Raw genomic sequence first — 22,607 nt, 5'->3', positions numbered from 1 at the left:
AAAGAGAAGAGATTATGAGGCCAGAAAATTACGTAGCATTTTTCACTGTTTGTGGATTTTTTATAGGACTTGCATTTAGCATTATTAGTATAGATGAAGCCTTTGATATACTGATTTTTACTTGTTTTATTACTTTTATGTTTTATGTTTTTGTTCATATTGCTATTATGAATTTTATAGATGTAAAGAAAATTAGTGGCAGAATCTTTAATAAACACGATTATGAAAAAACTAGCAATAATATTATCAACGATTTAGTTATTCGTGAAAAGAAAATGGATATAATTTTAGAAAAGCTCAATGAAGAAAGAGAAGAGCTAAAGAAAAATGAATTCAAAGAAAGACGAAGAAATGCTAAAAGAGCCGCCTAAAGCTTATGCACAAATGCTAAAGAAAGAGCAAGATGAGCTTGTGCTTTCTTACATGCCAGCTCTGCGTGCTATGGCTTTTAGACTAAAAGAACGCTTGCCTTCAAGTATAGATGTTAATGATCTTATTAGCATAGGCGTTGAAGAAATGATAAAGCTTTCACGCCGTTACGATAAAGAACAAAATGATAACTTCTGGGGTTTTGCAAGAAAAAGAGTTAACGGCTCTATGCTTGATTATCTTAGAAGTCTTGATGTAATGAGTCGAAATAATCGTAAAATTATTAAAGATATTGATGCAATCATGGATGAATATTTTTTAGAACATGAATGCGAACCTGATGATGAGTATCTAGCCAAAAAACTTGATTTAGATGTAGAAAAAATCAAAGAAGTAAGAACAGCTCATGCTATTAGCTATACCCTGCCCATTGATGAGCAAATCGAACTTTATAATGAAGACAATACTTTAGAAAAAATTGAAAAAGAAGAACTTTTAGAAAAAATTCACGAAGTGCTAGATGATCTTAAAGAGCGCGATCAGTTAATTATTCAGCTTTATTATTATGAAGAATTAAGCCTAAAAGAAATCAGTGAAATTTTACAAATCAGTGAAAGCAGAATTTCACAAATTCACAAAAAACTTCTTAAAAAACTTAGAGAAAGGCTAGTGTAATGGCTGAGATACTCTCCCAAGAAGAAATTGATGCTCTACTTGAAGTTGTCGATGATAACACCGACACACCCATAGCCTCAAATTCAAAAGATGAAAAAGATGAAAGAAATATCGTTGTATATGATTTTAAGCGTCCCAACAGAGTTTCAAAAGAACAACTTAGGACGATTAAAGGCATACATGATAAATTAGCAAGAAATTTAGCCTCTCAAATTTCATCGATGATGAGAAGTATTGTTGAAACTAAACTTCATTCAGTCGATCAGATGACTTATGGAGAGTTTTTAATGTCTTTGCCAAGCCCAACAAGTTTTAACGTTTTTTCTATCAAACCTTTAGATGGAAACTGTGTTTTAGAAATCAATCCAAGCATAGCTTTTCCTATGATAGATAGACTTTTGGGCGGACAAGGTGATAGCTATGAAGCTTCGCGTGAGCTTACGGATATTGAGCTTAATTTGCTTGATTCTATTTTGCGTATCATTATGCAAAGACTTAAAGAAAGCTGGGCTACCGTAACTGAAATTTATCCTAGTATAGAAGCTAAAGAATCAAGTCCAAATGTTGTACAAATCGTATCTCAAAATGAGATTGTTATCATGGTGGTAATGGAAATCATCATAGGAAATTCAAGCGGAATGGTAAATATCTGCTATCCTGTAGTACATTTAGAAAGTATATTGAGCCGTTTAGCAAACCGTGATATTATGATGGGTGAAACCTCAGCCAAAAAATCACGCAACAAAGAACTTAAAACTTTAATCGGTCGTGCTGAAGTGGTATATGAGGCAATTTTAGGAAAAACCTTAATTAATGTTCATGAATTTTTAGAACTTAAACAAGGCGATATCTTAAGACTTGATAGAGAAGCAGATGATAAAGCTATAGTAAGCATCGATAAAAAAGATGTTTTCTTAGCACAAATTGGATTGCATCGTTTTAGAAAATCTATTAAAATTTTAGAACTTATACGCACAGATAAAGATGAAATCAAAGAAATTTTGGAAAAATACGAAGAAGAGCGTAAAGCTAAAGCTAGTGTTTATGATGAGCCTGAAGAGGAGGATGAAGAAATATGATCAATGATTTTTTAAAAATGTTTACAAATGAATGCATCAGCACCATTGAAGGTTTAACAGGAAAAAGTGCTGAATTTAGCGAATATAAAGAATTTGATGTCAATGCAAGCGATACTTTAAAAGCACCTTTAGTGTATGCTATATTTAATATAGCAAATGGTGGAAAAATAGGAATTTTAGCTGGTGCTGTTTTAATGAGTGCTATTGGTGAATGGATGATGGGTGAAGAAGAGATCACCAAAAACGATAAACTAGGTCCTGATGAAATGGATGCAGCTAAAGAAGCCATCCAAAATATCATTTCAGCATTTTCTACAACCTTAGGAGCCCAAAAAGACATTCCAAAAATGGATTTTAGCATAGAATCTTGTGAATTTGTGCCTGAAAGCGTAGATTTTAAAGATTTTAAAAAATTATTTTTATATGATGTAAAAATAGGCGATTTAGAAGAACAAGTTTCTTTAGCCATGGATCAAACACTCCATAACATCCTAAGCGGGAAACCTGCTGAAACAGGAAATACAAGCACTGATTCTAATCACAATACTGAAGAAAAAGCGATAATGCTTAGCGAAGAGCTTAAAAATATCAATCTTATCATGGATGTGCGTTTGCCTGTTCGTGTGCGTATAGGCAATAAAAAAATGCTTTTAAAAGATGTTTTAACTATGGATATAGGTTCAGTTGTGGAGCTTAATCAACTTGCAAACGATCCGCTTGAAATTTTAATTGGGGATAAAAGAATTGCTTATGGCGAGGTAGTAATTGTCGATGGTAACTTCGGCGTTCAAATTACAGAAATTGGTTCTAAAAAAGAAAGATTAGAACAACTAAGATAAAAAGTTTTAGCCTACAAATTAAGAATAATAAATATAAACGAATTAAAACTAAAACAAACTAAAAGGGCTGAAATCAAAATGTAAAGATTTTGGAGTGTTTAACTTAAAAGGTTTTAGCTCTTTTTTAGGAGCAACAATTAAAGCATAACCACCTTTATTATATCTATCCCAAATACTAAAAAATTGACTTTTAGAACTTATATATTCTCCATGGCTTGGATCAAGCACTTGTAAATAATTACCTTTATGATTGATAATTATAACAAAATGTGGAAAGCGTGGATCATCTTCAATTTTTACAAGCATTGGAATATTTACAAGTTTATCCAAGTTTTCTCTATTGATTTGATATGAATTGCTTTGAAAGCCCAGTTTTTTAACTGCATCGTTTAAATCTGCAAAGCTTACCATATCCGTATAAAGTTCTTGTCCGCTCATAATCTTTAAAAGTTCAAGTTCATCAAACTTTTTTGATCATCAAGTATATTAAGTAAAGTTGCTAAAGATGAAGCACCACAAGATTGCTCATAAGTTTGTCTTATTACTCTTTCGTTTTTAATTTCTTGATAAGACTTAACTACCCATTCGGCTTTTGTGCTCAAAGCAAGAATGGGTAAAAATAATAAAATTTTTAGAATTTTTTCCATAAGCTTATCCCAAATATGCTATCAGGAGAAGCAGAGCTTCCTCCAAAACTAGCATTAACAGAAACTGCGGTATCTGAATTAATGCTATAAGTAGAACCTAAACTTAAAGTTGGAATAGAACGCACTTCAGAATTTTGATAGCCATTGATTTTTTGTTTCATTTGAAATCTTTGCTCTGCTCCTAAATCTAAAGTAATTTTAGGACTTAGAATAATAGATAAATCCCCGCCCACATAAATACTATTTCCATACTCTATTTTAAGGGTTTTAAATTTTCTTGATTGATTATAACCAAATCCTGTATAAATACTATAAACCACAGGATCGCTATATCCCCTTAAACTAGCTTGTAAGCTTTGTGATTTTAGATAAAAGTTTTTGGTTTGATTGATTGCTTTTTCTCTTTGAACGACTGTAGTTTGAAAGGTAATTTGTGGAATTAAATCTGCAATACTATCGCCTGTATAAATAAAACCTAGCCATAGATTATCAAATCCTATGCGATCTTTATGGGAATATGCATTTGTGAAAAAATTTGTATATTCTTGTCTTGCATAACTTCCGCCCCCTGAAATAAGTATGTCAAACTTAGGTGTTAGGGTATAAATGAAAGTTTGAGTTAAAAACACCTGCTTTGTATCATTCCAAATTGTAGGATCTCCGCCTATTGTTATATTAGGATAAAGAGAATACGAGTTTGCGTTTCCTGTGCTAAGTAAAGAAAAGCTTGTAATGCTTCTTAAGCCTATTTGCTTTTTAAATAAACTGTCTAATATTTAGTTCATCGCTAGCAAAAACACAATTAACTAAAACCATAAATGTTAAGAAAATTTTTTTCATTGTCAATCCTTACATTTTAAATAATCAGCTCAAGTTAATTTTAAAATTTAATCCTTGATATTGAAAAGTTTATTATTCTAAGATAAAATATTTTAAAATCTTTAAATATTTTTACTTGCTTAATATAATTTAAGATAAAAATGAAAATTTGTTACAAAAGCAAACAAACCGAGAATAAAATTTTAAGTATTTAAAGAAAATTCACTTAACTTTCAAAGCAAGATTAAACTTTTGCTAGAATAAGTCGATAGTAGTTTTAAAGAACTTACAAAAAGAATTTATGAAAGGATTTCAATGAAAAAGATTTTTGCTTTATTAGCTTTAACTTCTTTATGACTAGTTCTGTTTTTGCTGAGGATTTTTTAGCTAAACTCACAAAAGGTGCCTTAAGCGATACAAGCCCGGGTGTCAAAGAACTCAGCCTTGAAGAGATGAAAGAAGTGAAGGGTGGGTATATAACCTATTTAAAACGACTTAGTGATAATGAAGTTATAGCCTTTGCCAAACCTGATTGGAATTTGGAATTAACTTTATTTCAAGATAGTAACGGAGATCAATATTATTGGAATAGAGAAGGACTTGTTCGATTTGGTGGAATGTGCGGTATAGAAACTACAAATTGTTTGGTTAATGGTAAGCATTCCTATATCAATCAAAAAAGACTTTGGGAAACTATGAGTATAGTAGGCGATGACCCTTATCGTAACTTTCTTGGATATACTGTGAAAAGAAATATTGGTATTTCTAATTTAGGGAAAAGATTTGTGTATTTTTCTTATGGAGTGGCTGTAATCAACGAACAATCAGGTTCTTGGTATAGAGTAAAATCAAGTCCTGTTTTGAATAATTACAGAGTAGTTAAGGAAATCAGTTCAAACTATAAAGACTTTTTAGAAAGATATCTTGGTGGGTATTCTATCAAGTAAAGAGGAAAAACTAATGATAAATAGTCTAAACTCAAATTTAAACTATGATTATAACACTTCAAATTTTAAACAAGATAAAAATATTGATTTTAAAATCAACAAACACGGAGTAGCCGTTATAACAGGAGAAGGTGCTTTGCCTTATCGTGGAAAAAAATTTGAGTATAATCCTAAAATATTCGGACTTGATGAAAGTATTAGCAAAAAAGATATGCAAGAATTTAACAACTTTATGAAGTCAAATGCTTTAAAAGACCCCAATAAAATAGAAAAATCCCCTTTAAAAGATTTTAATCCTGCTTATACAAAATGGGACCCAACTACGGAGAAAATGATGTTAGGTTTTTTTGTTTCTTATTCTAAGATGTTTCATTTGGGCTACGACATCATCAAAAAAGCCGATGAATTTTATAAAGAATTTGACGCACTTATAAGTAAAGATTTAAGCTTAAATGAGTTTAAAACTAAATACATAGATTTTAAGCAAAGACACGATGAATTTGTGAAAGAATACGAAATGGCTATGGGTGATAAAATGTTGCTTTCTAGTGATAATGAAATTATCACTCAACAAAGTGAAAAACCCTTCAAAGCCATTCAAGGCGAAAGTAAAAACAAAGAAACTTACAAAGATGATAGCACAAGAAACGAACTTGTAAAAAAACTATTAGAAGGTAAATTTAGCACTAGTAAAGAATTAGAACTTCTTTTTGGTATGAAATTTAGTGATGATGATGCAGGAGAATTTAATAAAATCCTTTCTTTAAATTCTACACCAAAAAGTATAGATATTAAAGCTTAAGGATTTAAAAGTCTTTAAATTCCTAATCTTAATAAAATAAACCTATTAAAACTTATATAATAAAGAACTTATTATAAATTTTTAGCTAGAATGGAATTTATTTTAACTAAAGGTTGAAAAATGAATGAAAAAATAAGCCAAGATTTAGAAAAATTTGCTAACATACCAAACCTAAAAAATGCCGTAACTTTTTTTGGTTCAGCAAGACTTAAAGAAGATAATTTTTATTATCAGCAGGCTAAAATTTTGGCACAAAAATGTGTTCAAAATGGTTTTTGTGTGATAAGTGGTGGAGGTGGTGGTATTATGCGTGCAGCCAACGAAGGTGCTTTTTCACAAAAAAATAATACAAATTCAATGAGTTCTGTAGGGTTTAATATATTTTTACCTCATGAGCAAAAACTTAATGAATTTGTAGAATATAATATTACTTTTGAGAGCTTAGCCATACGCAAAATGGCTCTTATTGAAAAGAGTCTAGCTTTTGTGATCTTCCCAGGCGGCTTTGGAACACTTGATGAATTGTGTGAAATTCTTACATTAAAACAATTAGAATTTAAAAAAGATGTTCCTATTATTTTGTTTGGGAGTGAATTTTGGCGAGGTTTTGATGAGTTCGTCAGAAATTCTTTACTCAAACTTGAAGTGATTTCTAAAGGAGATGAGTTAAAGTATAAAATCACTGACGACTTGGATTTTATAATTAATACTTTAAAGGAAATTTAATGAAAATTCTAGTCGCTATGAGCGGTGGAGTTGATAGTACAGTCACTGCTTATAAACTTAAAAATTTAGGTCATGAAGTTATAGGTTGTTATATGAAACTTCATGGCAAACCAAATTATCACGAAGAAAATATCAAAAAAGTAGAAAAAGTTGCAAACTTTTTGCAAATTCCTTATCATATTTTAGACTTACAAGAAGATTTTAAAAACAAAGTTTACATGCCTTTTGTGGATACTTATAAAGAGGGTAAAACACCAAATCCTTGCGCTTTATGTAACCGTTTTATCAAACTTGGAAAACTTTTAGAATTTGCTAAAAGTTTAGGTTGTGAAAAACTTGCCACAGGGCATTATGCAAGACTTGAAAACAACTTAATAAAAACCGCAGTAGATGAAAGCAAGGATCAAAGCTATTTTTTGGCCAGTGCAGATAAAGAAGCTTTAAAATATCTTATTTTTCCGCTAGGCGAAATGAAAAAAGAAGATGTGAAAAAATTTGCTTCCACTATAGAGGTTTTAAAATCTTTTGCCACCCAAAAGGAAAGTTCTGAAATTTGCTTTGTTGAAGATACTTATGTGCAAGTTTTAGATCAGTTTATGGATACAAAAATTCCTGGAGAAGTATTAGATAGTAGCGGAAAAGTGGTAGGCAAACATGAGGGCTATATGCACTATACCATAGGCAAAAGAAGGGGCTTTGAAGTGCGTGGGGCACATGAACCACATTTTGTTTTAAAAATCAATCCTAAGCAAAATCAAATCATCGTAGGAACCAAAGAAGAACTTAAAATCAGTGAATTTAACCTAAAAAATATCAATCTTTTTATAGACGCTAAAGAGCTTGATTGCGAAGTAAAAATCCGCTATCGTTCAAAATCTACACCTTGTAAGGTAGAAATTTATGAAGATAAAAGCGCAAAAATCACTCTAAAAGATCCTGTTTATGGACTTGCTAGCGGACAAATGGCGGTCTTTTATGATCATGATAAAGTCATAGCAAGCGGTTTTATAGAATAATTTCTAGGAATTAATTCCTAGAAATTATTAATAAAATCCTAAAATTTTCCACCAAAAAAGCCCAACAGCTATCATCACCACTATATCAACCATGGAAATCACAAAACCTATACTCCACCATTTTTTAAGAGTTACATAGCCCGTTCCAAAAATAACAGGAGCTGTTCCTGTTGCATAGTGAGTTAACGCCATCATAACATTACCTGAAGCTATCATAATAAAAGCATAAAGAAGTGGTGGTGCTCCTAAGGCAAGCCCTGCACTATAAAAAACAAAAAACATTGCTGATATATGAGCTGTAGTAGAAGCAAAGAAATAGTGCGTATATAAAAAAGCAAGGCTTAAAAATATCATAATAGAAATTTCCCCAAGTCCCATAGCAGAAGCAAATTCACCTTAAGCTTCAGCTAAAAACTGTGTAACGCCAAGTTTGCCAAGTAAAGTTGCCATCATTACAAGAGCTGAAAACCATACTAAAGTATTCCAAGCAGCTTTTTCAGCCAAAACTTCCCCAAAAGTTAAAACTCCACTAATCAACACCAAAGACAACCCAAGCAAAGCCACACTAGTCGCATCAAGAGAAATTCCAAAAAAACAAGCCCAAAGCTCCAGCCCATAAAAGTAAAAGCGAGACAAAAACACTGAGCATGATTTTTTCACTATTTTTCATTTTTACAAGTTCTTTTAATTTATCTTTAGCAAAAGTAGAAGCATTAGGCGTGGATTTAATTTCTAGCGGAGAGAGAAAATAAAGCATCAAAGGCATCAAAAGCATAGCAGCTATACCAGGTAAAAACATCCCTAAAGCCTATTACCCCCCCCCAAGTTAAATGCACTTCTAAATTTGTAGCTTGTGCTATAAGATCAACCACCAAAGGATTTGGAGCTGTAGCTGTAATAAACATAGCTGATGAAATAGGATTGGCTCTTGATAATTTACCAAAGAAAGATAAGTGCCTATTTTATTTTGTGTTCCATCTTCAGGAGTGGATTTAAAACTTCTTGCAATAACTTGAACTATAGGATTTATGATAGCCCCTGCTCTTGCAGTATTTGAAGGAGTAACTGGAGCTAAAATAGTTTCACAAAAAGCTATAGAATAAGCAATACCTAAGGTTTTTTTACCAAGAATACTGATAAAATGATAAGCCAAATGCTCTCCAAGTCCTGTTTTAATAACTCCACGAGCCACAATAATAGAATAACTATAAGCTAAATAAGAGAATTTGAAAAACCACTTAAAGCGTCTTTTATACCCGTTTTAGATTTTAAATTTGATATAGCAGCATTTACCTTTTCATCTTATACTCTTTTGATATAAAAAATCAAGTACTGAAGTATTTAAAGGAAATTTTAGTCTCATCAATAAGTTGTTGCGTAGAAGTTTTTGAAGTAGCTTTGGTGTAAATTTTACTTAGATTTTCAATTGGGTAGTGGTAATACCACTAAGAGCTACTATGGCAATAGCTATAAAAGGCATTACTTGTAAAATCACTGCCATAATCACGGCAATAAAAAACTCAAGAAAATGCAAGAATTATCTTCCAAACCTACAAGGAGTAGGTACAAGCCAAAACACAGTTGCAATTAAATACACAGCACCAACAAGGGAATTTTCTTTCTATCCATTGTTTATCCTTTGATATTGGTAATGTAATTTGCAATGCTTAAATTCTAATTAACTAATATTTTAATAAATCTTAAAATGATAATTTTTAAATAAATTTTTAATTTATAAAAAAGCTAGCCTAATTGAAAAATAGGAATTTTAAAATGAATAAAACCCTTCCCCAGATAACTGCGGCACACGCTAAAATCAAGTGCTCTGCTGTGTTCCCACCCTGAAGCGGTGCTTAAAAATAGCATTGCACAGGTCTAAGAAAAGGCTTAAAAATTATATCATAATATACTTAAAAAGCCTTGAGTTGTTAAGATTCAATATATAAATTTGCAATCAATCCATTGTTTTTACTAAGAATTTTAAAAATTCATTTGTAAAATTATTATTTTATTTTCAAAAAATACGATATAAAAATAATTATTACATCCAAAAAGGAAAAATATGGAAGTTAAATGGAGTAGAGATTTTAGCATTAAAAATATGCAATTAGACAAACAACACGAACTAATTTTTGAAATTACCAATCTTGCAAATGATTTAGCTCTAAACATTCAAGATAATAATACACAACACAAAAATGATTTAAAACAAATTCTTGTAAAGCTATTTCAATACATCAAAATTCATTTTAAAGATGAAGAAAAATTTATGGAAAGCATTGATTTTCCTTTGATTGAAGAACATAAAAAATCTCATCAAATATTAGTAGAAAAAACTAAAGAGCTTTTAGAGCATTCAGATAATATTGTAAAAATGTCTCAAGAACTTTCCATATTAACCAAAGATTGGATTTTAGATCATTTTGCTAATGAAGATTTATGGATAGCTAATTTTACAAAAAAAACCCTACACCTTCAAGAAATCCATTATACCTTAGAACAATACATAAAACTAAAATCAATCAAACAAGACCTAAGAGCTGAAAAAACTCATGATTATATTTGCAATTGTTATTTACGTACTCATGCAGTTCCACAAACCATACACGAAGAACTTGTTAGCAAGGAAAATACTTTAAAATGTGAAAAATGTGGACAAATTTTAGTTCATTTGGATTATTTTGATTTGAATCAAAATTTCGAAAAATTCAATGCTATTTTTGAAGATGCACTACAAAATCACCATTTCACGACTCAAAAAAATGATATGGGGGGGGGGATAGATGAATTTTCAAGTAAAAACCTTAGAAACTTTCAATCCTTTTGAAAGTTTAAATCACGAACAAGCAAACACAGAACAAATTCTTGATTTTAGAGTTATAGATTTTAAACTTCTGTGTTCTAGTGTAAAACCAGCGAAAACAAAAACTTATGAAAGAAAAGATTTTGATTTGTTTTATGCAGATGATTTTTTTGTAAAAAACTATAATACCATAATACAAAAATTTCTTATAGAAATTTATCCAAAAAAAAGTTTTCCTTTTACAGTCAAACTTAGATCCAACTCCAACCTAACCCATCTAAAAGCCAGTATCAACCTTACAGAAAATTTTAAATATTACCCTAATTTAAAATTTGATATTTTGCAAAATATCTACAAAATAATGATCAAGCAAAAATTTTTAATCTTAAGACTTGATAAAAATTTATTTACAAAAATCGATGATTTTATCTTATCAATACAAAAAAATCCATCTATTAAAGAATTAGAGCTTGAAATTGCCAAAGGTGTAGATAAAATTGAACATAAAAGTGATGAAATTATCTATCATCGAAATGTTGAAGAAGTGTGTTTTAGTGAAAATGCTAACTATGATGAAGGGAACTACTGCAAACCTATTGAAAAAAATGAGCTACTTTTTGAATACATTTATAGAATTCTTGGAAAAGAAGGTAGAAATTTAAGAGGAGAAATCCTTCATTTAAATCCAATAGCCTTTCTTAATAATCCTTTTATCATAAAAGATGAAAGCATTTATGTAGAAGAACTAGAAGATAGAATTAAATATTTTAGCGCCAATTATGGATTTTTAAATAAAGACCACTCAGGATATAGCGTTATAAACAATTTAAAATTATCGCAAGTAGGGCTTAAAACAACCGGTTCAATCAAAACAAATACCAATGAAAATATAAACTTAGAAATCACTAATTTTGATATAAGCGATGATGCTATTAAATCAGGTATTGTAAATGTTCAAGCTTCAGATATAAAAGTAAATGGGAGCATTGGAGCGACAAAACTTTATGGAAAAAATATCAGCATAAAAGGCTTAACTCATGCAAAAAGCGAAATTTTTGCACAAGATGTTTTTGTTGCAATACACAAAGGAACTTTGCAGGCTGACACTGTATATATAAAAAATTTAGAAAATGGGACAATTATAGCTAAAAATGTATTTGTTGAAAACTGCATGGGTGGAAAAATAGAAGCAGAAAATATTTATATTTGCAATTTACTAACAGATAATACTTTATATCCAAGAAAAAATCTAATCATAGCAAACAATATAAAATTTAAAAACAATATCGTAGTTTCGCCACTAGTTTCTATTGAAAACAACTCAGATACAGAATGTGAAAATCTTAAAAACCTAAGCCTTAAAATAAAAAGTAAGCTTGATGACACCATAAGCAAAATGCAAAATTATTATGATTATCTAATCAAAAATCAAATCAAAATCATCAAACTTCAAAAGACTAAAAATCCTAGTGCTATAGAAATGAAATTTTCAAATCTTTATCACGATATCATAAAAAAATACAATCATCTTAGCATCTTGTATAAAAAACTTATAAAATTAAAATATCAAATTGATGCGAAATTAAATTTCTTAAATGAAATGGTTTACAATGTAAAAATATACATAAAAGCCAAAAATATCGGAAAGGATAATTTTTTAAAATTTTATCCTAAAACAAACACCAACCTTGAATTAAAACATCACATAAATTTAAAAGACTATGAAAAGGTTTTATATCTTGAAAAAGGGCAGCAAGTAAGTTATATTAAATCAAGCCATAATTATAGCGAAAGTGATATAGAAGAAATTAAAATTATTTTTGAAAAATTAGAAAAAGATAATTCCTAAAAATTATCTTTTCATATTAATGGCTTTTTGTATCATCTGATCACTTGTAGTAATACTTTTTGAGCTTGCATCAAAAGCTTTTTGAGTTACGATAAGGTTTGAAAGCTCTGCGCTTAAATCAACATTTGATTGTTCTAAGAATCCGCCTTTAAATTTAGCTGTATTAACAACTTGACCATCTTTCATAATAAAGCTTGCATCACCGCTATTTGCCGTTGCTGCAAAAATATTATCTCCCATAGCAACCAATCCTTGCTCATTGATAAAATTATATAAAGCAAGCTTTCCAACTATGGCATTTTTACCATTGCTAAATTGCGCAACAATACTTCCATCATCGGATATATTATATTGTTCAAAAAACCCTTCAGCTACACCATCTTGTTGTGTAACTACATTTTTTTCGACGCCTTCTTTAATATAAATCCCACTATAACCCGAACCAGGCTTGTTAGCATCATAAGGAGAACCTAAATCAATATTAATTGTTCCACCATTTGGATTTGCAATGCTTGTAATATTGTTTTGAAGCAAAGCACCATTTTTATCAAAAACCATATTTCCTTCAGTCGGATTGCCTACGGCATTGCCATTAGAATCATAAATTTGTGCAATAGCTTTATATTGTATATTATCGCCTTCTTGCGGTAAAACTCTTTCAAGTGTAACCCTTAAAGTGCTTTTACTTCCATCTGCATTATAAATAGGGGATTCTAAAATATCTTTATTGGCTTTTTGTTGCTCTGTTGAAATTTGAGCTGTATCAAGCTTGATGCTATTTTCATCCAATCCTTTTAAATCAAGCTCGTTACTTTTAAAATTTAGATTTTCATCTAAAGTCGCTTCAAAGCTTGTTTTTACGCCATTATCATCAGTGAAATTTAAAATAATCCTATCACCCGCTTTAGCACTAAACACATCTTCTTTGCTAACACTACCACTAACTACATATTTTCCATCTTCAGTTTTTGTAATGTTAAATTTACTAGGATCAAGATCTACTTTAACTACTTCTGTTGTTGTGTTAGTATTTAAACTTCCACTCCATTTTACATTTTGAGTTACTTGAGGAGGTAAATACATATTCACAGGTACTTTAATAGCCCCTTGAGAAGCGGTTGTGCCTATACTGAAAGAATTATTTGAATTTACAGTAAAACCATTATTTACCGGAGTTCCTGTGTTAAGATAATCCCCCATAAGCCCAGCAACTCTATCGCTATAGTTAATACCAGTAAAAGCAGGATTCATTGTTCCTAAAACAAAATTTCCATAAGAATCTACCAAATATCCATTGGCATCTCTTCTAAATGATCCATTTCTAGTATAGTAAGCATTGCCATCAGCCCCTAAAACCCCAAAAAATCCTTTTCCTTGCAAAGCCACATCAAATTCGCCATCACTTGCAACAGGAGAACCCTGTTCGAAAACAACTTGAGAAGATGCTGCACCGCTACCATAACCACCTTGAGCAGGGTTGGTTGATTGGGTTGTTATGGTAGTATAAAAAATATCTTTAAATTGAGCATCAGAGTATTTAAAGCCCGTGGTATTGACATTTGCTATGTTATTAGCAGTGATATCAATACCAAAGCTATTGCTTTTTACTCCAGAAATCCCATTATAAAATGAATTCATCATGGCTTATGCCTTTTCCTCTTTGTCACCATCTTCTGTAGATCCAGACCCAGAAGAATCTCCATCGCTTGAACCACCACTTGAGTCTCCACTTGAACCGCTTCCTCCAGTAGATGAAGATGAACCAAGCTTATAATCTGTTATTTCTTGTATCGCATCAAAAGGAACTTCTTGTCCAGCCATTTTTGCATAGGCAACACCATCTTTAAAAACAACACCTTCGATAGGATAAGTTCCGTAATTTGCAGTGATTTTTTCACCATTTTTATTATTATAAACCATTTTAACAGTGTACTCACCATCACCTGCATAAACCCCATCATTATTTCTTCCTGGCCACTCCATAGTAAATAAACCTTGAGAAATAGATTTAGCATCGCTTTTTTCACTGAAAACAAGTTTATTATTGCTATCATAAATTTCTAGCGTAACACCGTTTTCATCAGAATCTTCAGGCAAATACATTTTAAGAGCGATAAGCTCATCTGCACCTGTAAGTTTGATTTTATTATCTGAAACAGTTGCCATTTTGCCAATAGCCCCTAAAGCTGAAGTACTCATACTTGTACTAAAAGAATCAGAAAGCTTTTGCATAGTTTCAACCATTTTTTGCATAGTTGTATTGGTATTTTGCTGCATTTCAAGTGCGCTAAGCTGTGAAGTTTGAGTAAGCATTTTATCGCTATCCATAGGATCTGTTGGATCTTGATGTTGAAGCTCTATCAAAAGAAGTTTTAAAAACGCATCCTTATCTAAGGTAGCGTTTGGATTGCTCACTATTCCTGAGCTACTGCTTGAATCTGTTCTAGTTGTCCCACTAGTACTTCCTGAAGAAGTAGTACCTGAAGTTGTAGCAGTGGTATTTAAATTCCAATCCGATGATGATATCATTATAAACTCCTTTTTATTTAGTTTTTTATTATTTAAGCAATAAGTGTTCCAATTTAAAAATACTTCGCTAAAACAAGCTCTAGATTGACTTTTTCACTTTCATTTTTTCCATCTAAAGCATCTTTAAAACCATATCCACTACGATTTTTTCCTTGATTTTGATTTTGCTCTCTTTTACCTTGATCACTAAAATTCATTTCAAGTCCAGTAAATCCCATATTTACAAGAGAATTTTTAAACTCGGCTTGATTTTGGATAAACAAATTCATTGCATTGGTATTGGAGTTGAAATTGATATGAAGGTTATTACCTCTTTGTATCAAAGTTACCTCCACTTCTCCAAGATTATTAGGATTTAGAGTGATACTAAGTTTAGTAATAGGTGCTTTGTATTGATCCACAGCCTCTTTTAAATCTTGTGAAAAATACTGCAAAGTTTCTTTAGGAGTGATATTGCGAGCATTGTTTTGTGTTACTTTATTTAAATCTTTGACTAAAGAATTTAACTCATCTAAGCTATTTTTATCTACATTTTCACTGTGCGTTTTTGTTTGCTCTTGAGTAAAAGTTTCTTTATTAGTAGCATTATTATTAAAATTTGCATTATTCTCTTTGTTTTGAACTACTTGAGTTTTATTTAAATTTTCAAAATTTAATTTTTGATCAAAGAAATTTTGTTTTATATCTTTATTTTCTTTGTTGTTGTTTTTAGGCTCTTTATTTAGATTAAAATCTTTTTGTGTTAAATTGGAAACTAAATTCTGAGTATCTTTGACAATTTCTTTATTTAAATTTTTATCAAGATTTAAATTTTGATCATTGTTCTTTAAATTTTTATTTTGATCTTGTATATTTTCTTGATTTAAATTGTTTTTTTCTTGATTTTTATTTAACTCTTTATTTAACTCTTTATTAAAATCTTTGTTTAAGTCTTTGCTTTCTTTATTTAAATCTTTAAGATTGTTATCTTTATTTAAATTATCTTGGTTTTTTTTATCTTTTATATTTAACTCTTCTGTTAAATTTTTTGCAAACTCATCATTTTTGAGATTTTTTAAAGTATTTTTAGCATCTGTGGTATCTTCTTCTATTTTTGATTTAACTTTATCGTTTTTTTCGTGTTTGCTTTCTTTGGATGAAAGTATGGAATCTAAATTTTTTAAAGTTTGAGAAAGCAAAGAACCGCTATCTTTAGAATTTGTTTTTTGCGTAGAATGAGTGCTTGTAGTATGAGTTGTATTTTCTAAATTGTGATTTAAATTTTTACTCACATTGGAAATTTTATTATTGATGATTTCTTTAAAAACATTATCCACAGCACCCTTAAAAAAATCAGCCTTATCTAAATTTGGAAAAGTTGCTTTAAGATCAAGAAGACGATCTACTTTAATATTTTTTACATTTAAGCCCAGATCTTTAGCTATGTCCAAAAGCTCACTAAGATTTGATGCACCTTTTAAAGCATTAAAATTAGCTTCTGTTTTAATAAGACTTGAAAGTTGAGTAGAAAGATTTGCTAGTTTAACATCTGCTGTATCTGTTTTTAGCTTATCCAACAAAGAAAGAATTTGCATAAAAGAAGCAGATTCGAAAATGCTTATCTTATCACTCTCATCAAAAGCTCCTTTTTGAAGTCTGTTCATCGCTTCATTAACAACTTCTTTTTGACTGATCTTCATATGATCAGGTAAAAATTCATTGGTTTCATCAATAGAATTAAGCAAAGAATTTAAAAAACTTTCCGTATCATCTTGAGTTGAATTTTTACTATCGCTACTTTCATGTTCTTTATTTTTACTCGTTTTACTAAAGGAACTACTAGTATTAGAAGTTTTACTCGGCGTAAGATTTAAAACATCATTTTGCGGAGCTAAATTTGACATCACTTTTCCTTCAAAAAAATTATTTTAAAAATTTATCTACCATTACATTAGGAAATTTTTCTTTCAAATAAGAATCTTCATATACTTTAATCATCTTATCTTCATTTAAAGCAATTAAAATATTTAAAAGCTCTTCTAAATTTTTAGCATTTAAAATTTTTTCTAAATTTTCTTCATTTTCTAAAATTTCTGTAAGCTCACTTGAAATTCTTGCCATTTTTTCGTTTTTATCTGATCTAAAAGTTTCTAAAAGTTCTAAAACTTGAAGTAAAACTTCATTTTTTCTCTCAGCTAAATCGCTTTTAAATTCAATAAAAATCTCTTCATTTAATGGTTTTGACATTTTAACTTCCTTTTTAAAATTTTAATTTCACAAGTCTTTAAAGCAAGAAGTGTTCCAAGTTTTGATGCTTTGTAGTTTAAGTTAAATTTTTGTATAATCTAAGCTTTTAAAAATTTAGCTTTGGAGAAGAAAATTTGGAAAACATTAGAAATATAGCAGTTATAGCTCACGTTGACCATGGTAAAACCACTATGGTAGATGAATTGTTAAAACAATCAGGCACCTTTAGCGAAAGAGAACAAATTTCAGAACGCGTTATGGATAGCAACGATATAGAAAAAGAACGTGGCATTACCATACTTTCAAAAAACACAGCGATCAATTACAAAGGTACAAAAATCAACATCATAGATACTCCAGGGCATGCTGATTTTGGCGGAGAAGTAGAACGCGTTTTAAAAATGATTGATGGAGTTTTGCTTTTAGTAGATGCTCAAGAAGGCGTTATGCCGCAAACTAAATTCGTGGTTAAAAAAGCTTTATCTTTAGGGCTTAAACCTATAGTTGTAATCAACAAAATCGACAAACCAGCTGCTGATCCTGAAAGAGTGATCAATGAAATTTTTGATCTTTTTGTAGCCCTAGATGCAAACGATGAGCAACTTGACTTTGCCATAGTTTATGCTGCAGCAAAAAATGGTTATGCTAAGCTTGACCTAAACGATGAAAGTGATAATATGGAGCCACTTTTTAAAACCATACTTGAACGCGTTCCAGCACCAAGTGGCACAAATGACAATCCTTTACAACTTCAAGTTTTCACTTTAGGGTATGATAATTTCGTAGGTAAAATAGGCATTGCTAGAATTTTCAATGGGGTTGTAAAGAAAAACCAAAGCGTAATGCTTGCAAAAGCTGATGGCACCAAAGTAAATGGTAGAATTTCAAAGCTCATTGGCTTTATGGGCTTAGAAAAAATGGATATTGAAGAAGCAGGAAGTGGAGATATCGTAGCTATAGCAGGTTTTGAAGCTTTAGATGTGGGTGATAGCGTTGTAGATCCAAACAATCCCATGCCACTTGATCCTTTACACATTGAAGAGCCGACTTTAAGTATAGTATTTTCTGTAAATGATGGCCCATTAGCAGGAACTGAAGGAAAACATGTAACTTCAAATAAAATCGCTGAACGCTTAGAAGCTGAAATGAAAACTAATATCGCTATGAAATACGAAAGCACAGGCGAAGGCAAATTTAAAGTAAGCGGTAGGGGCGAACTTCAAATCACTATTTTAGCTGAAAATATGCGTCGTGAAGGTTTTGAGTTTTGCATGGGAAGACCTGAAGTTATCGTAAAAGTTGAAGATGGAGTTAAAACAGAACCTTTTGAACATTTAGTTATCGATGTGCCTGAAGAATTTAGCGGTGCAGTAATAGAAAAACTTGGCAAAAGAAAAGCTGAAATGAAAACCATGGCACCAACAGGCGATGGGCAAACAAGACTTGAGTTTGAAATTCCAGCACGCGGACTTATAGGTTTTAGAAGTCAGTTTTTAACTGATACCAAAGGCGAAGGCGTGATGAATCATAGCTTTTTAGAATTCCGTCCTTTTAGCGGTGCGGTTGAAAAGCGTAATAATGGAGCGTTAATTTCTATGGAAAATGGCGTGGCTTTAGGGTATTCTTTGTTTAACCTTCAAGAGCGTGGAGTACTTTTCATAGAGCCTCAAACTAAAGTTTATACCGGTATGATTATAGGTGAGCACTCTCGTCCAAATGATTTAGATGTTAATCCTATCAAAGGAAAGAATCTTACCAATGTAAGAGCAAGTGGAAGCGATGATGCAATCAAGCTTGTGCCACCTAGAAAATTAAGTCTTGAAAGAGCTTTAGAGTGGATAGAAGAAGATGAACTTGTAGAAGTTACGCCTGTAAATGTGCGTGTTCGCAAACGCTATCTTGATCCAACTCAAAGAAAAAGAATGGAAAAAGCAAAATCTTAATGGATTTAAAAAGCTTAGAAAATAATAGACTTTATATACTTAAACGCTTAGGAATCTTAAAATTCCTAAGCATTATCGAAGCCTTACTTGTAGGTTTTTTAGCCTTTGTTTTTATAAGAGATGCCTTAATCGCAGTAATTTTAGCTGTTTTTGTAGGTGTTTTTTTCTTTCGTTTTACAGCTAAAAAACTAAAACTCGCACAAAAAGAATTACAAATTAATGCTTTAAATTTGTTTTTGCGTCGTTTTGGGGCAAAATTTAAAAAGCAAAGTTTAAGCCAAAAAGACTTTTTAAAATTAGGACTTACAAAGGATTTGAAAGAATTTAAAAGTCAAAACTGCTTTGAATTTAAGGATTTTAAAATTTATGATATTCAGTTTTTGGACGAAAATAAACGCTTTTTTTGCGGAATTTTGCTCGAAATTTTAAGTGCAAACAAAAATCCTAGCTTTGAAAATGAAGAGCAAATTTATATCAAACTTCAAGATAAAAATTTCACTTTAAATCATGTTTTTTCTAAAGAAAATCATTATCTTATTGCTACTTTAAGCAATCCTTTCTTTATAGATATAAAAAAAGATTTAGAAAGCAATTTCAAAAATTTAGAAGAAAATCTAAACTCTATAAAAAATAAATTATTTAAATAATTAATATAAAGTTAATATCATAAAATTTTAATAAATATTAATTATATACTTTAAATATATATTACTTTTAGTAACACTTTAAAATTTAATTTTATTTAAATTATTCTTATTATGCTTAATATTTAAGAAAAAATACATTAAAATCAATTTGAACTGCAAATAAAAAGGAGGAAAATCATGAAAAAACACATTTTATTGCTTGGCTTATGTCTTAGTTTGAGTCTTAGTGCTAAAAGCGTGAGTGATTACAAAGTAGGAGAAGAATTAAGCGACAAGGAAGGAGTAGAGTATTTTAAGGAACTTTCCAAAAGACCTGTGCAAGAATGGCCAAATAAAAATTTAAGCATCAATGATGTTCCAAAAGGCAAGCAAGGGGATTTAATCCGTTATGGCATAGAGCTTTTAAGCAAGACAGAAAGTACTCTAGGACCCTATAGCAAGCTAAAAAAGACAAGCAACGAAGTAAATTGTATTTCCTGTCACATGGACAATGACGGCAATGGTTTGCCAGGGACAAAAAAATATGTTATTCCATTTTTAAATATCCTAAACAATTATCCAAGACTTGACATAGAAACGATGAAAATCATCTCTGTTGAAGATAGAATTCGCGGAATGGGCGGAACTGACTCTCATAGATTTCCTAATGATTCTAAAGAAATGAAAGCAATTTTAGCTTATTTTAAATGGCTAAAAGAAGCTTATGGTATCAAAGACGGTGTAAAACTTGAAGGAGATTTTTTTGCTAAGATGAATTTTCCAAATCGCCCAGCTGACCCTGTGCGTGGGAAAAAGCTCTTTGAAGAAAATTGCGTTGCTTGTCATGGCGAAAGAGGACTTGGGGTAAAAAATGATAATTACGAACAAGGTAGCGGACATTTATATCCATCTTTACTTATCTATCCTGATGGTGGACACATGGCTATGATACCATTTTTAGCAAGATTTTTAAAATCAGCCATGCCTTTTGGTGCGAGTGCGGATAATCCTATATTAAGCGATGAAGATGCGCTAGATATAGCAGCTTATGTCAATACAGGTTTTGTAAGAATGCCTATAACCACTACAGAAAATCGTGCAGGACTTGATACAGCTTATAGCAAATCCCCATCATTAAAACCTGAGTATTTTGCCTCACCGCAACAAAATTTAGACCCTAAAGAATACATAAAAGTAAAATACGGACCTTGGAAAAATCCAAATCACTTCCCAGGAGAATGATTAATTTTGGGCTTAGCCCAAAATTAATCCTCATCTTTGGCTAAATTTTCAAGACTTTTAATCCCTTCTTCGCCTATCAAATTTCCACCTTGTAAGTCGCTAAATATCGCATTTAAAGAACTCACTATGGCAGTGGAATTAAAACTTAGATTTTCTATAGCTCTTTCTCTTTTTTTCCATATATTTTGCAAAGCTCTTTTTTCAGCTTCTAATTCTTCTTTCATATTTTGATAAGTTTTAAGTATAAAAGTGATTTGCGTATTAAATTCCTTGGAATTTAAGTATTCGTATAAAATGTGATTTTTTTCATCTTTGTTTTGCAGGGCATTTTTGAGTTTATAAGCGTTTATAATGCTTTCTCTAAGCACTGCTAAAACACCTTTGAATTCATTAAAAGTACAGATCAAAATTCCTTCTTTAAAATGCGTTTTTTCTTTATCTTTTGGCATAGTTTTTGTGATCAAAACCGCTATATCACTTTTTGCAGCTATGCTGTCTAGCTTAAGCTTATCAAGCCATTCTTTATTAAATTCTTTAGTGCGTTTGCTCTCATACAAAATACTTCCGCAAATATTTCCAAAATTATCCTTTACTATATGCAGACAATCAGCTCCATTTACGCCTTTTGGCACTTCTTTTACTTCATCGCTTAAATACTCACTTTGTATGTATTCTTCTATGAGTAGTTCGGCTGCTTCGCCTTGGAGTTGCTGTGAGCCTTGTTCTATCCTGCGTTGTGCGTCTTCTAGCTTTTGAGCTACACTTTTAAAATTCGTTTCTAGTTCTTTGTACTTAAGATCTTGTTCTTGAGTATTTTTTTGAAATTCAAGACGCATTTTTTCTCTTTCAAATTCCAAATTTTTGCTTTCTTGTTCTTTAAATTCTTTAAAAGCCTCTTCTTTGGCTTGAAATTTCAATCTTTCTTCATTTTCTTTTTGCTCTCTTTTTAGCCTTTCATTTTCAGCCTTTATGCTTAAAAACTCGCTAAGCTCTTTGCTTTTTTTCTCGAGTTCTTCTTGCATGATTTTCATTTCATTTTCATGCTCTTTGTTAAATTTCTCGCTGAATTCTTTTTGGAAATTTTGCTTTTGTATAAGAAGTTCTTGTTCAAATTTTTGCTTTTCTAAAAGAAGCTTTTGGCTTACTTGCTCGTTTATGAGTTTTTCTTGTTCTATCTTTTGAGTTTTTAAATCATTTAAAGCTTTGGTATATTCAGCTCTTTTAGCATTTACCTCATCATCAAATTCTTTTTTTTGTTTTAGCATTTCTTGTTTAGCTTTATCTAAAATTTGAGCATATAAAGCAGCGCTGATATCGATAAAACTTCCACAACTTGGGCATTTGATTTGTTCATTTTGGTTTAAAGTTTGCATAAAAAATTTCCTTAGAATTTTTCCCTAAATTTAACATAGAAAAACAAAGATTATTCTAAGATTGACTTGTTAAAATCATTCTTTTAGAATAATTAGG

19 protein-coding genes, 1 other RNA gene and 4 pseudogenes are annotated in these 22,607 nt (G+C 30.8%); 14 read left to right on the top strand and 10 right to left on the bottom strand.

Features of this window, described 5'->3' with window-relative positions; genetic code table 11:
* Positions 1-14: 14 nt before the first annotated feature.
* Genes AJN56_RS05500 through fliY form a run of 4 tightly spaced genes read left to right on the top strand, consistent with a single transcriptional unit; the run spans position 15 to position 2,962 of the window.
* Positions 15-371: a membrane protein gene (locus AJN56_RS05500; RefSeq protein ID WP_002851727.1), complete on the top strand. Its 357-nt coding sequence runs from the start codon at positions 15-17 to the stop codon at positions 369-371.
* Positions 352-1,044, top strand: coding sequence for an RNA polymerase sigma factor FliA (locus AJN56_RS05495; protein ID WP_002851943.1), 693 nt, complete (start codon positions 352-354; stop codon positions 1,042-1,044). Before AJN56_RS05500 ends, AJN56_RS05495 begins: the two co-directional genes overlap by 20 nt.
* Positions 1,044-2,123, top strand: coding sequence for a flagellar motor switch protein FliM (gene fliM / locus AJN56_RS05490; RefSeq protein WP_002851710.1), 1,080 nt, complete (start codon positions 1,044-1,046; stop codon positions 2,121-2,123). The genes AJN56_RS05495 and fliM overlap by 1 nt, the downstream gene beginning before the upstream one ends.
* The gene (gene fliY / locus AJN56_RS05485; RefSeq protein ID WP_002859752.1) at positions 2,120-2,962 is read left to right on the top strand and encodes a flagellar motor switch protein FliY; all 843 of its coding nucleotides are present in this window, start codon (positions 2,120-2,122) and stop codon (positions 2,960-2,962) included. The genes fliM and fliY overlap by 4 nt, the downstream gene beginning before the upstream one ends.
* A 48-nt stretch (positions 2,963-3,010) precedes the next feature.
* Here the strand turns inward: fliY and AJN56_RS05480 are convergent.
* Both AJN56_RS05480 and AJN56_RS05475 read right to left on the bottom strand, forming a co-directional pair.
* Positions 3,011-3,609 (bottom strand): annotated as a pseudogene (locus AJN56_RS05480) (C39 family peptidase).
* Positions 3,594-4,449 (bottom strand): annotated as a pseudogene (locus tag AJN56_RS05475) (hypothetical protein). Before AJN56_RS05475 ends, AJN56_RS05480 begins: the two co-directional pseudogenes overlap by 16 nt.
* Positions 4,450-4,880: 431 nt before the next feature.
* Between AJN56_RS05475 and AJN56_RS05470 the strand changes: the two are divergent.
* From AJN56_RS05470 to mnmA, 4 genes are all read left to right on the top strand, one after another.
* Positions 4,881-5,375 carry a hypothetical protein gene (locus tag AJN56_RS05470; protein ID WP_024088096.1) on the top strand — a complete coding sequence of 165 codons (495 nt, stop codon included), beginning with the start codon at positions 4,881-4,883 and terminating at the stop codon, positions 5,373-5,375.
* Between the two features lie 13 nt (positions 5,376-5,388).
* A complete protein-coding gene (locus AJN56_RS05465; protein WP_002857718.1) occupies positions 5,389-6,177 on the top strand; it encodes a hypothetical protein in 789 nt (262 codons plus the stop codon).
* Between the two features lie 120 nt (positions 6,178-6,297).
* Positions 6,298-6,903 (top strand): TIGR00730 family Rossman fold protein, encoded by a 606-nt coding sequence (locus tag AJN56_RS05460; protein WP_002868775.1) that lies wholly within the window; start codon positions 6,298-6,300, stop codon positions 6,901-6,903.
* A complete protein-coding gene (gene mnmA, locus AJN56_RS05455; protein ID WP_002892108.1) occupies positions 6,903-7,919 on the top strand; it encodes a tRNA 2-thiouridine(34) synthase MnmA in 1,017 nt (338 codons plus the stop codon). Before AJN56_RS05460 ends, mnmA begins: the two co-directional genes overlap by 1 nt.
* Positions 7,920-7,946: 27 nt before the next feature.
* Here the strand turns inward: mnmA and AJN56_RS08900 are convergent.
* A pseudogene (locus AJN56_RS08900) lies at positions 7,947-8,483 on the bottom strand (anion permease).
* Between the two features lie 10 nt (positions 8,484-8,493).
* Positions 8,494-9,111, bottom strand: a pseudogene (locus tag AJN56_RS08895) (anion permease).
* A gap of 265 nt (positions 9,112-9,376) precedes the next feature.
* Here AJN56_RS08895 and AJN56_RS08765 point away from each other — a divergent pair.
* Positions 9,377-9,562: a hypothetical protein gene (locus tag AJN56_RS08765; RefSeq protein WP_009881598.1), complete on the top strand. Its 186-nt coding sequence runs from the start codon at positions 9,377-9,379 to the stop codon at positions 9,560-9,562.
* 141 nt (positions 9,563-9,703) lie between these two features.
* Here AJN56_RS08765 and ffs read toward each other — a convergent pair.
* Positions 9,704-9,801: signal recognition particle sRNA small type (gene ffs, locus AJN56_RS05425), an RNA gene on the bottom strand.
* Between the two features lie 180 nt (positions 9,802-9,981).
* Between ffs and AJN56_RS05420 the strand changes: the two genes are divergently transcribed.
* On the top strand, positions 9,982-10,746 hold the full coding sequence (locus AJN56_RS05420; RefSeq protein ID WP_052804010.1) for a hemerythrin family protein: 765 nt from the start codon (positions 9,982-9,984) through the stop codon (positions 10,744-10,746).
* Positions 10,703-12,571 carry a flagellar assembly protein A gene (locus AJN56_RS05415; RefSeq protein WP_002893372.1) on the top strand — a complete coding sequence of 623 codons (1,869 nt, stop codon included), beginning with the start codon at positions 10,703-10,705 and terminating at the stop codon, positions 12,569-12,571. The genes AJN56_RS05420 and AJN56_RS05415 overlap by 44 nt, the downstream gene beginning before the upstream one ends.
* A gap of 3 nt (positions 12,572-12,574) precedes the next feature.
* On the opposite strand, the gene AJN56_RS05410 is transcribed toward AJN56_RS05415, so the two are convergent.
* Genes AJN56_RS05410 through AJN56_RS05395 form a run of 4 tightly spaced genes read right to left on the bottom strand, consistent with a single transcriptional unit; the run spans position 12,575 to position 17,326 of the window.
* On the bottom strand, positions 12,575-14,212 hold the full coding sequence (locus AJN56_RS05410; protein WP_002866624.1) for a flagellar hook protein FlgE: 1,638 nt from the start codon (positions 14,210-14,212) through the stop codon (positions 12,575-12,577).
* Between the two features lie 3 nt (positions 14,213-14,215).
* The gene (locus AJN56_RS05405) at positions 14,216-15,100 is read right to left on the bottom strand and encodes a flagellar basal body rod modification protein (RefSeq protein ID WP_002805290.1); all 885 of its coding nucleotides are present in this window, start codon (positions 15,098-15,100) and stop codon (positions 14,216-14,218) included.
* Positions 15,101-15,153: 53 nt separating this feature from the next.
* A complete protein-coding gene (locus AJN56_RS05400; RefSeq protein ID WP_079254174.1) occupies positions 15,154-16,986 on the bottom strand; it encodes a flagellar hook-length control protein FliK in 1,833 nt (610 codons plus the stop codon).
* Between the two features lie 16 nt (positions 16,987-17,002).
* Entirely contained in the window at positions 17,003-17,326 is a 324-nt protein-coding gene (locus tag AJN56_RS05395) for a hypothetical protein (RefSeq protein WP_002824650.1), read from the bottom strand.
* A 134-nt stretch (positions 17,327-17,460) separates the two neighbouring features.
* Between AJN56_RS05395 and typA the strand changes: the two genes are divergently transcribed.
* The 3 genes from typA to AJN56_RS05380 all read left to right on the top strand — a co-directional run bounded on the left by typA (position 17,461) and on the right by AJN56_RS05380 (position 21,137).
* Positions 17,461-19,269 carry a translational GTPase TypA gene (gene typA, locus AJN56_RS05390; protein WP_002799607.1) on the top strand — a complete coding sequence of 603 codons (1,809 nt, stop codon included), beginning with the start codon at positions 17,461-17,463 and terminating at the stop codon, positions 19,267-19,269.
* Complete coding sequence (locus AJN56_RS05385) at positions 19,269-19,916, top strand: hypothetical protein (RefSeq protein WP_052806410.1); 648 nt, start codon at positions 19,269-19,271, stop codon at positions 19,914-19,916. Before typA ends, AJN56_RS05385 begins: the two co-directional genes overlap by 1 nt.
* 177 nt (positions 19,917-20,093) lie before the next feature.
* Entirely contained in the window at positions 20,094-21,137 is a 1,044-nt protein-coding gene (locus AJN56_RS05380; protein WP_002860564.1) for a c-type cytochrome, read from the top strand.
* A 23-nt stretch (positions 21,138-21,160) separates the two neighbouring features.
* Here the strand turns inward: AJN56_RS05380 and AJN56_RS05375 are convergent, their stop codons facing one another.
* Positions 21,161-22,510: a DUF2130 domain-containing protein gene (locus AJN56_RS05375; protein WP_070246435.1), complete on the bottom strand. Its 1,350-nt coding sequence runs from the start codon at positions 22,508-22,510 to the stop codon at positions 21,161-21,163.
* Positions 22,511-22,607: the final 97 nt, after the last annotated feature.

The organism is Campylobacter sp. BCW_4319, assembly GCF_001764435.1.
Lineage (GTDB): Bacteria > Campylobacterota > Campylobacteria > Campylobacterales > Campylobacteraceae > Campylobacter_D > Campylobacter_D jejuni.
This window is presented reverse-complemented; position numbering and strand designations above follow the sequence as displayed.

What these genes read in the sequence shown, in the direction of transcription:
- fliM (WP_002851710.1), top strand. Translation starts at nt 1,044, where the DNA reads ATGGCTGAGATACTCTCCCAAGAAGAAATTGATGCTCTACTTGAAGTT.
- AJN56_RS05465 (WP_002857718.1), top strand. Translation starts at nt 5,389, where the DNA reads ATGATAAATAGTCTAAACTCAAATTTAAACTATGATTATAACACTTCA.
- AJN56_RS05395 (WP_002824650.1), bottom strand. Translation starts at nt 17,326, where the DNA reads ATGTCAAAACCATTAAATGAAGAGATTTTTATTGAATTTAAAAGCGAT.
- mnmA (WP_002892108.1), top strand. Translation starts at nt 6,903, where the DNA reads ATGAAAATTCTAGTCGCTATGAGCGGTGGAGTTGATAGTACAGTCACT.
- AJN56_RS05415 (WP_002893372.1), top strand. Translation starts at nt 10,703, where the DNA reads ATGAATTTTCAAGTAAAAACCTTAGAAACTTTCAATCCTTTTGAAAGT.
- AJN56_RS05470 (WP_024088096.1), top strand. Translation starts at nt 4,881, where the DNA reads ATGAAAGAAGTGAAGGGTGGGTATATAACCTATTTAAAACGACTTAGT.
- AJN56_RS05405 (WP_002805290.1), bottom strand. Translation starts at nt 15,100, where the DNA reads ATGATATCATCATCGGATTGGAATTTAAATACCACTGCTACAACTTCA.
- AJN56_RS05420 (WP_052804010.1), top strand. Translation starts at nt 9,982, where the DNA reads ATGGAAGTTAAATGGAGTAGAGATTTTAGCATTAAAAATATGCAATTA.
- AJN56_RS05410 (WP_002866624.1), bottom strand. Translation starts at nt 14,212, where the DNA reads ATGATGAATTCATTTTATAATGGGATTTCTGGAGTAAAAAGCAATAGC.
- AJN56_RS05460 (WP_002868775.1), top strand. Translation starts at nt 6,298, where the DNA reads ATGAATGAAAAAATAAGCCAAGATTTAGAAAAATTTGCTAACATACCA.
- AJN56_RS05375 (WP_070246435.1), bottom strand. Translation starts at nt 22,510, where the DNA reads ATGCAAACTTTAAACCAAAATGAACAAATCAAATGCCCAAGTTGTGGA.
- AJN56_RS08765 (WP_009881598.1), top strand. Translation starts at nt 9,377, where the DNA reads ATGGCAATAGCTATAAAAGGCATTACTTGTAAAATCACTGCCATAATC.
- AJN56_RS05495 (WP_002851943.1), top strand. Translation starts at nt 352, where the DNA reads ATGCTAAAAGAGCCGCCTAAAGCTTATGCACAAATGCTAAAGAAAGAG.
- AJN56_RS05500 (WP_002851727.1), top strand. Translation starts at nt 15, where the DNA reads ATGAGGCCAGAAAATTACGTAGCATTTTTCACTGTTTGTGGATTTTTT.
- AJN56_RS05380 (WP_002860564.1), top strand. Translation starts at nt 20,094, where the DNA reads ATGAAAAAACACATTTTATTGCTTGGCTTATGTCTTAGTTTGAGTCTT.
- fliY (WP_002859752.1), top strand. Translation starts at nt 2,120, where the DNA reads ATGATCAATGATTTTTTAAAAATGTTTACAAATGAATGCATCAGCACC.
- AJN56_RS05385 (WP_052806410.1), top strand. Translation starts at nt 19,269, where the DNA reads ATGGATTTAAAAAGCTTAGAAAATAATAGACTTTATATACTTAAACGC.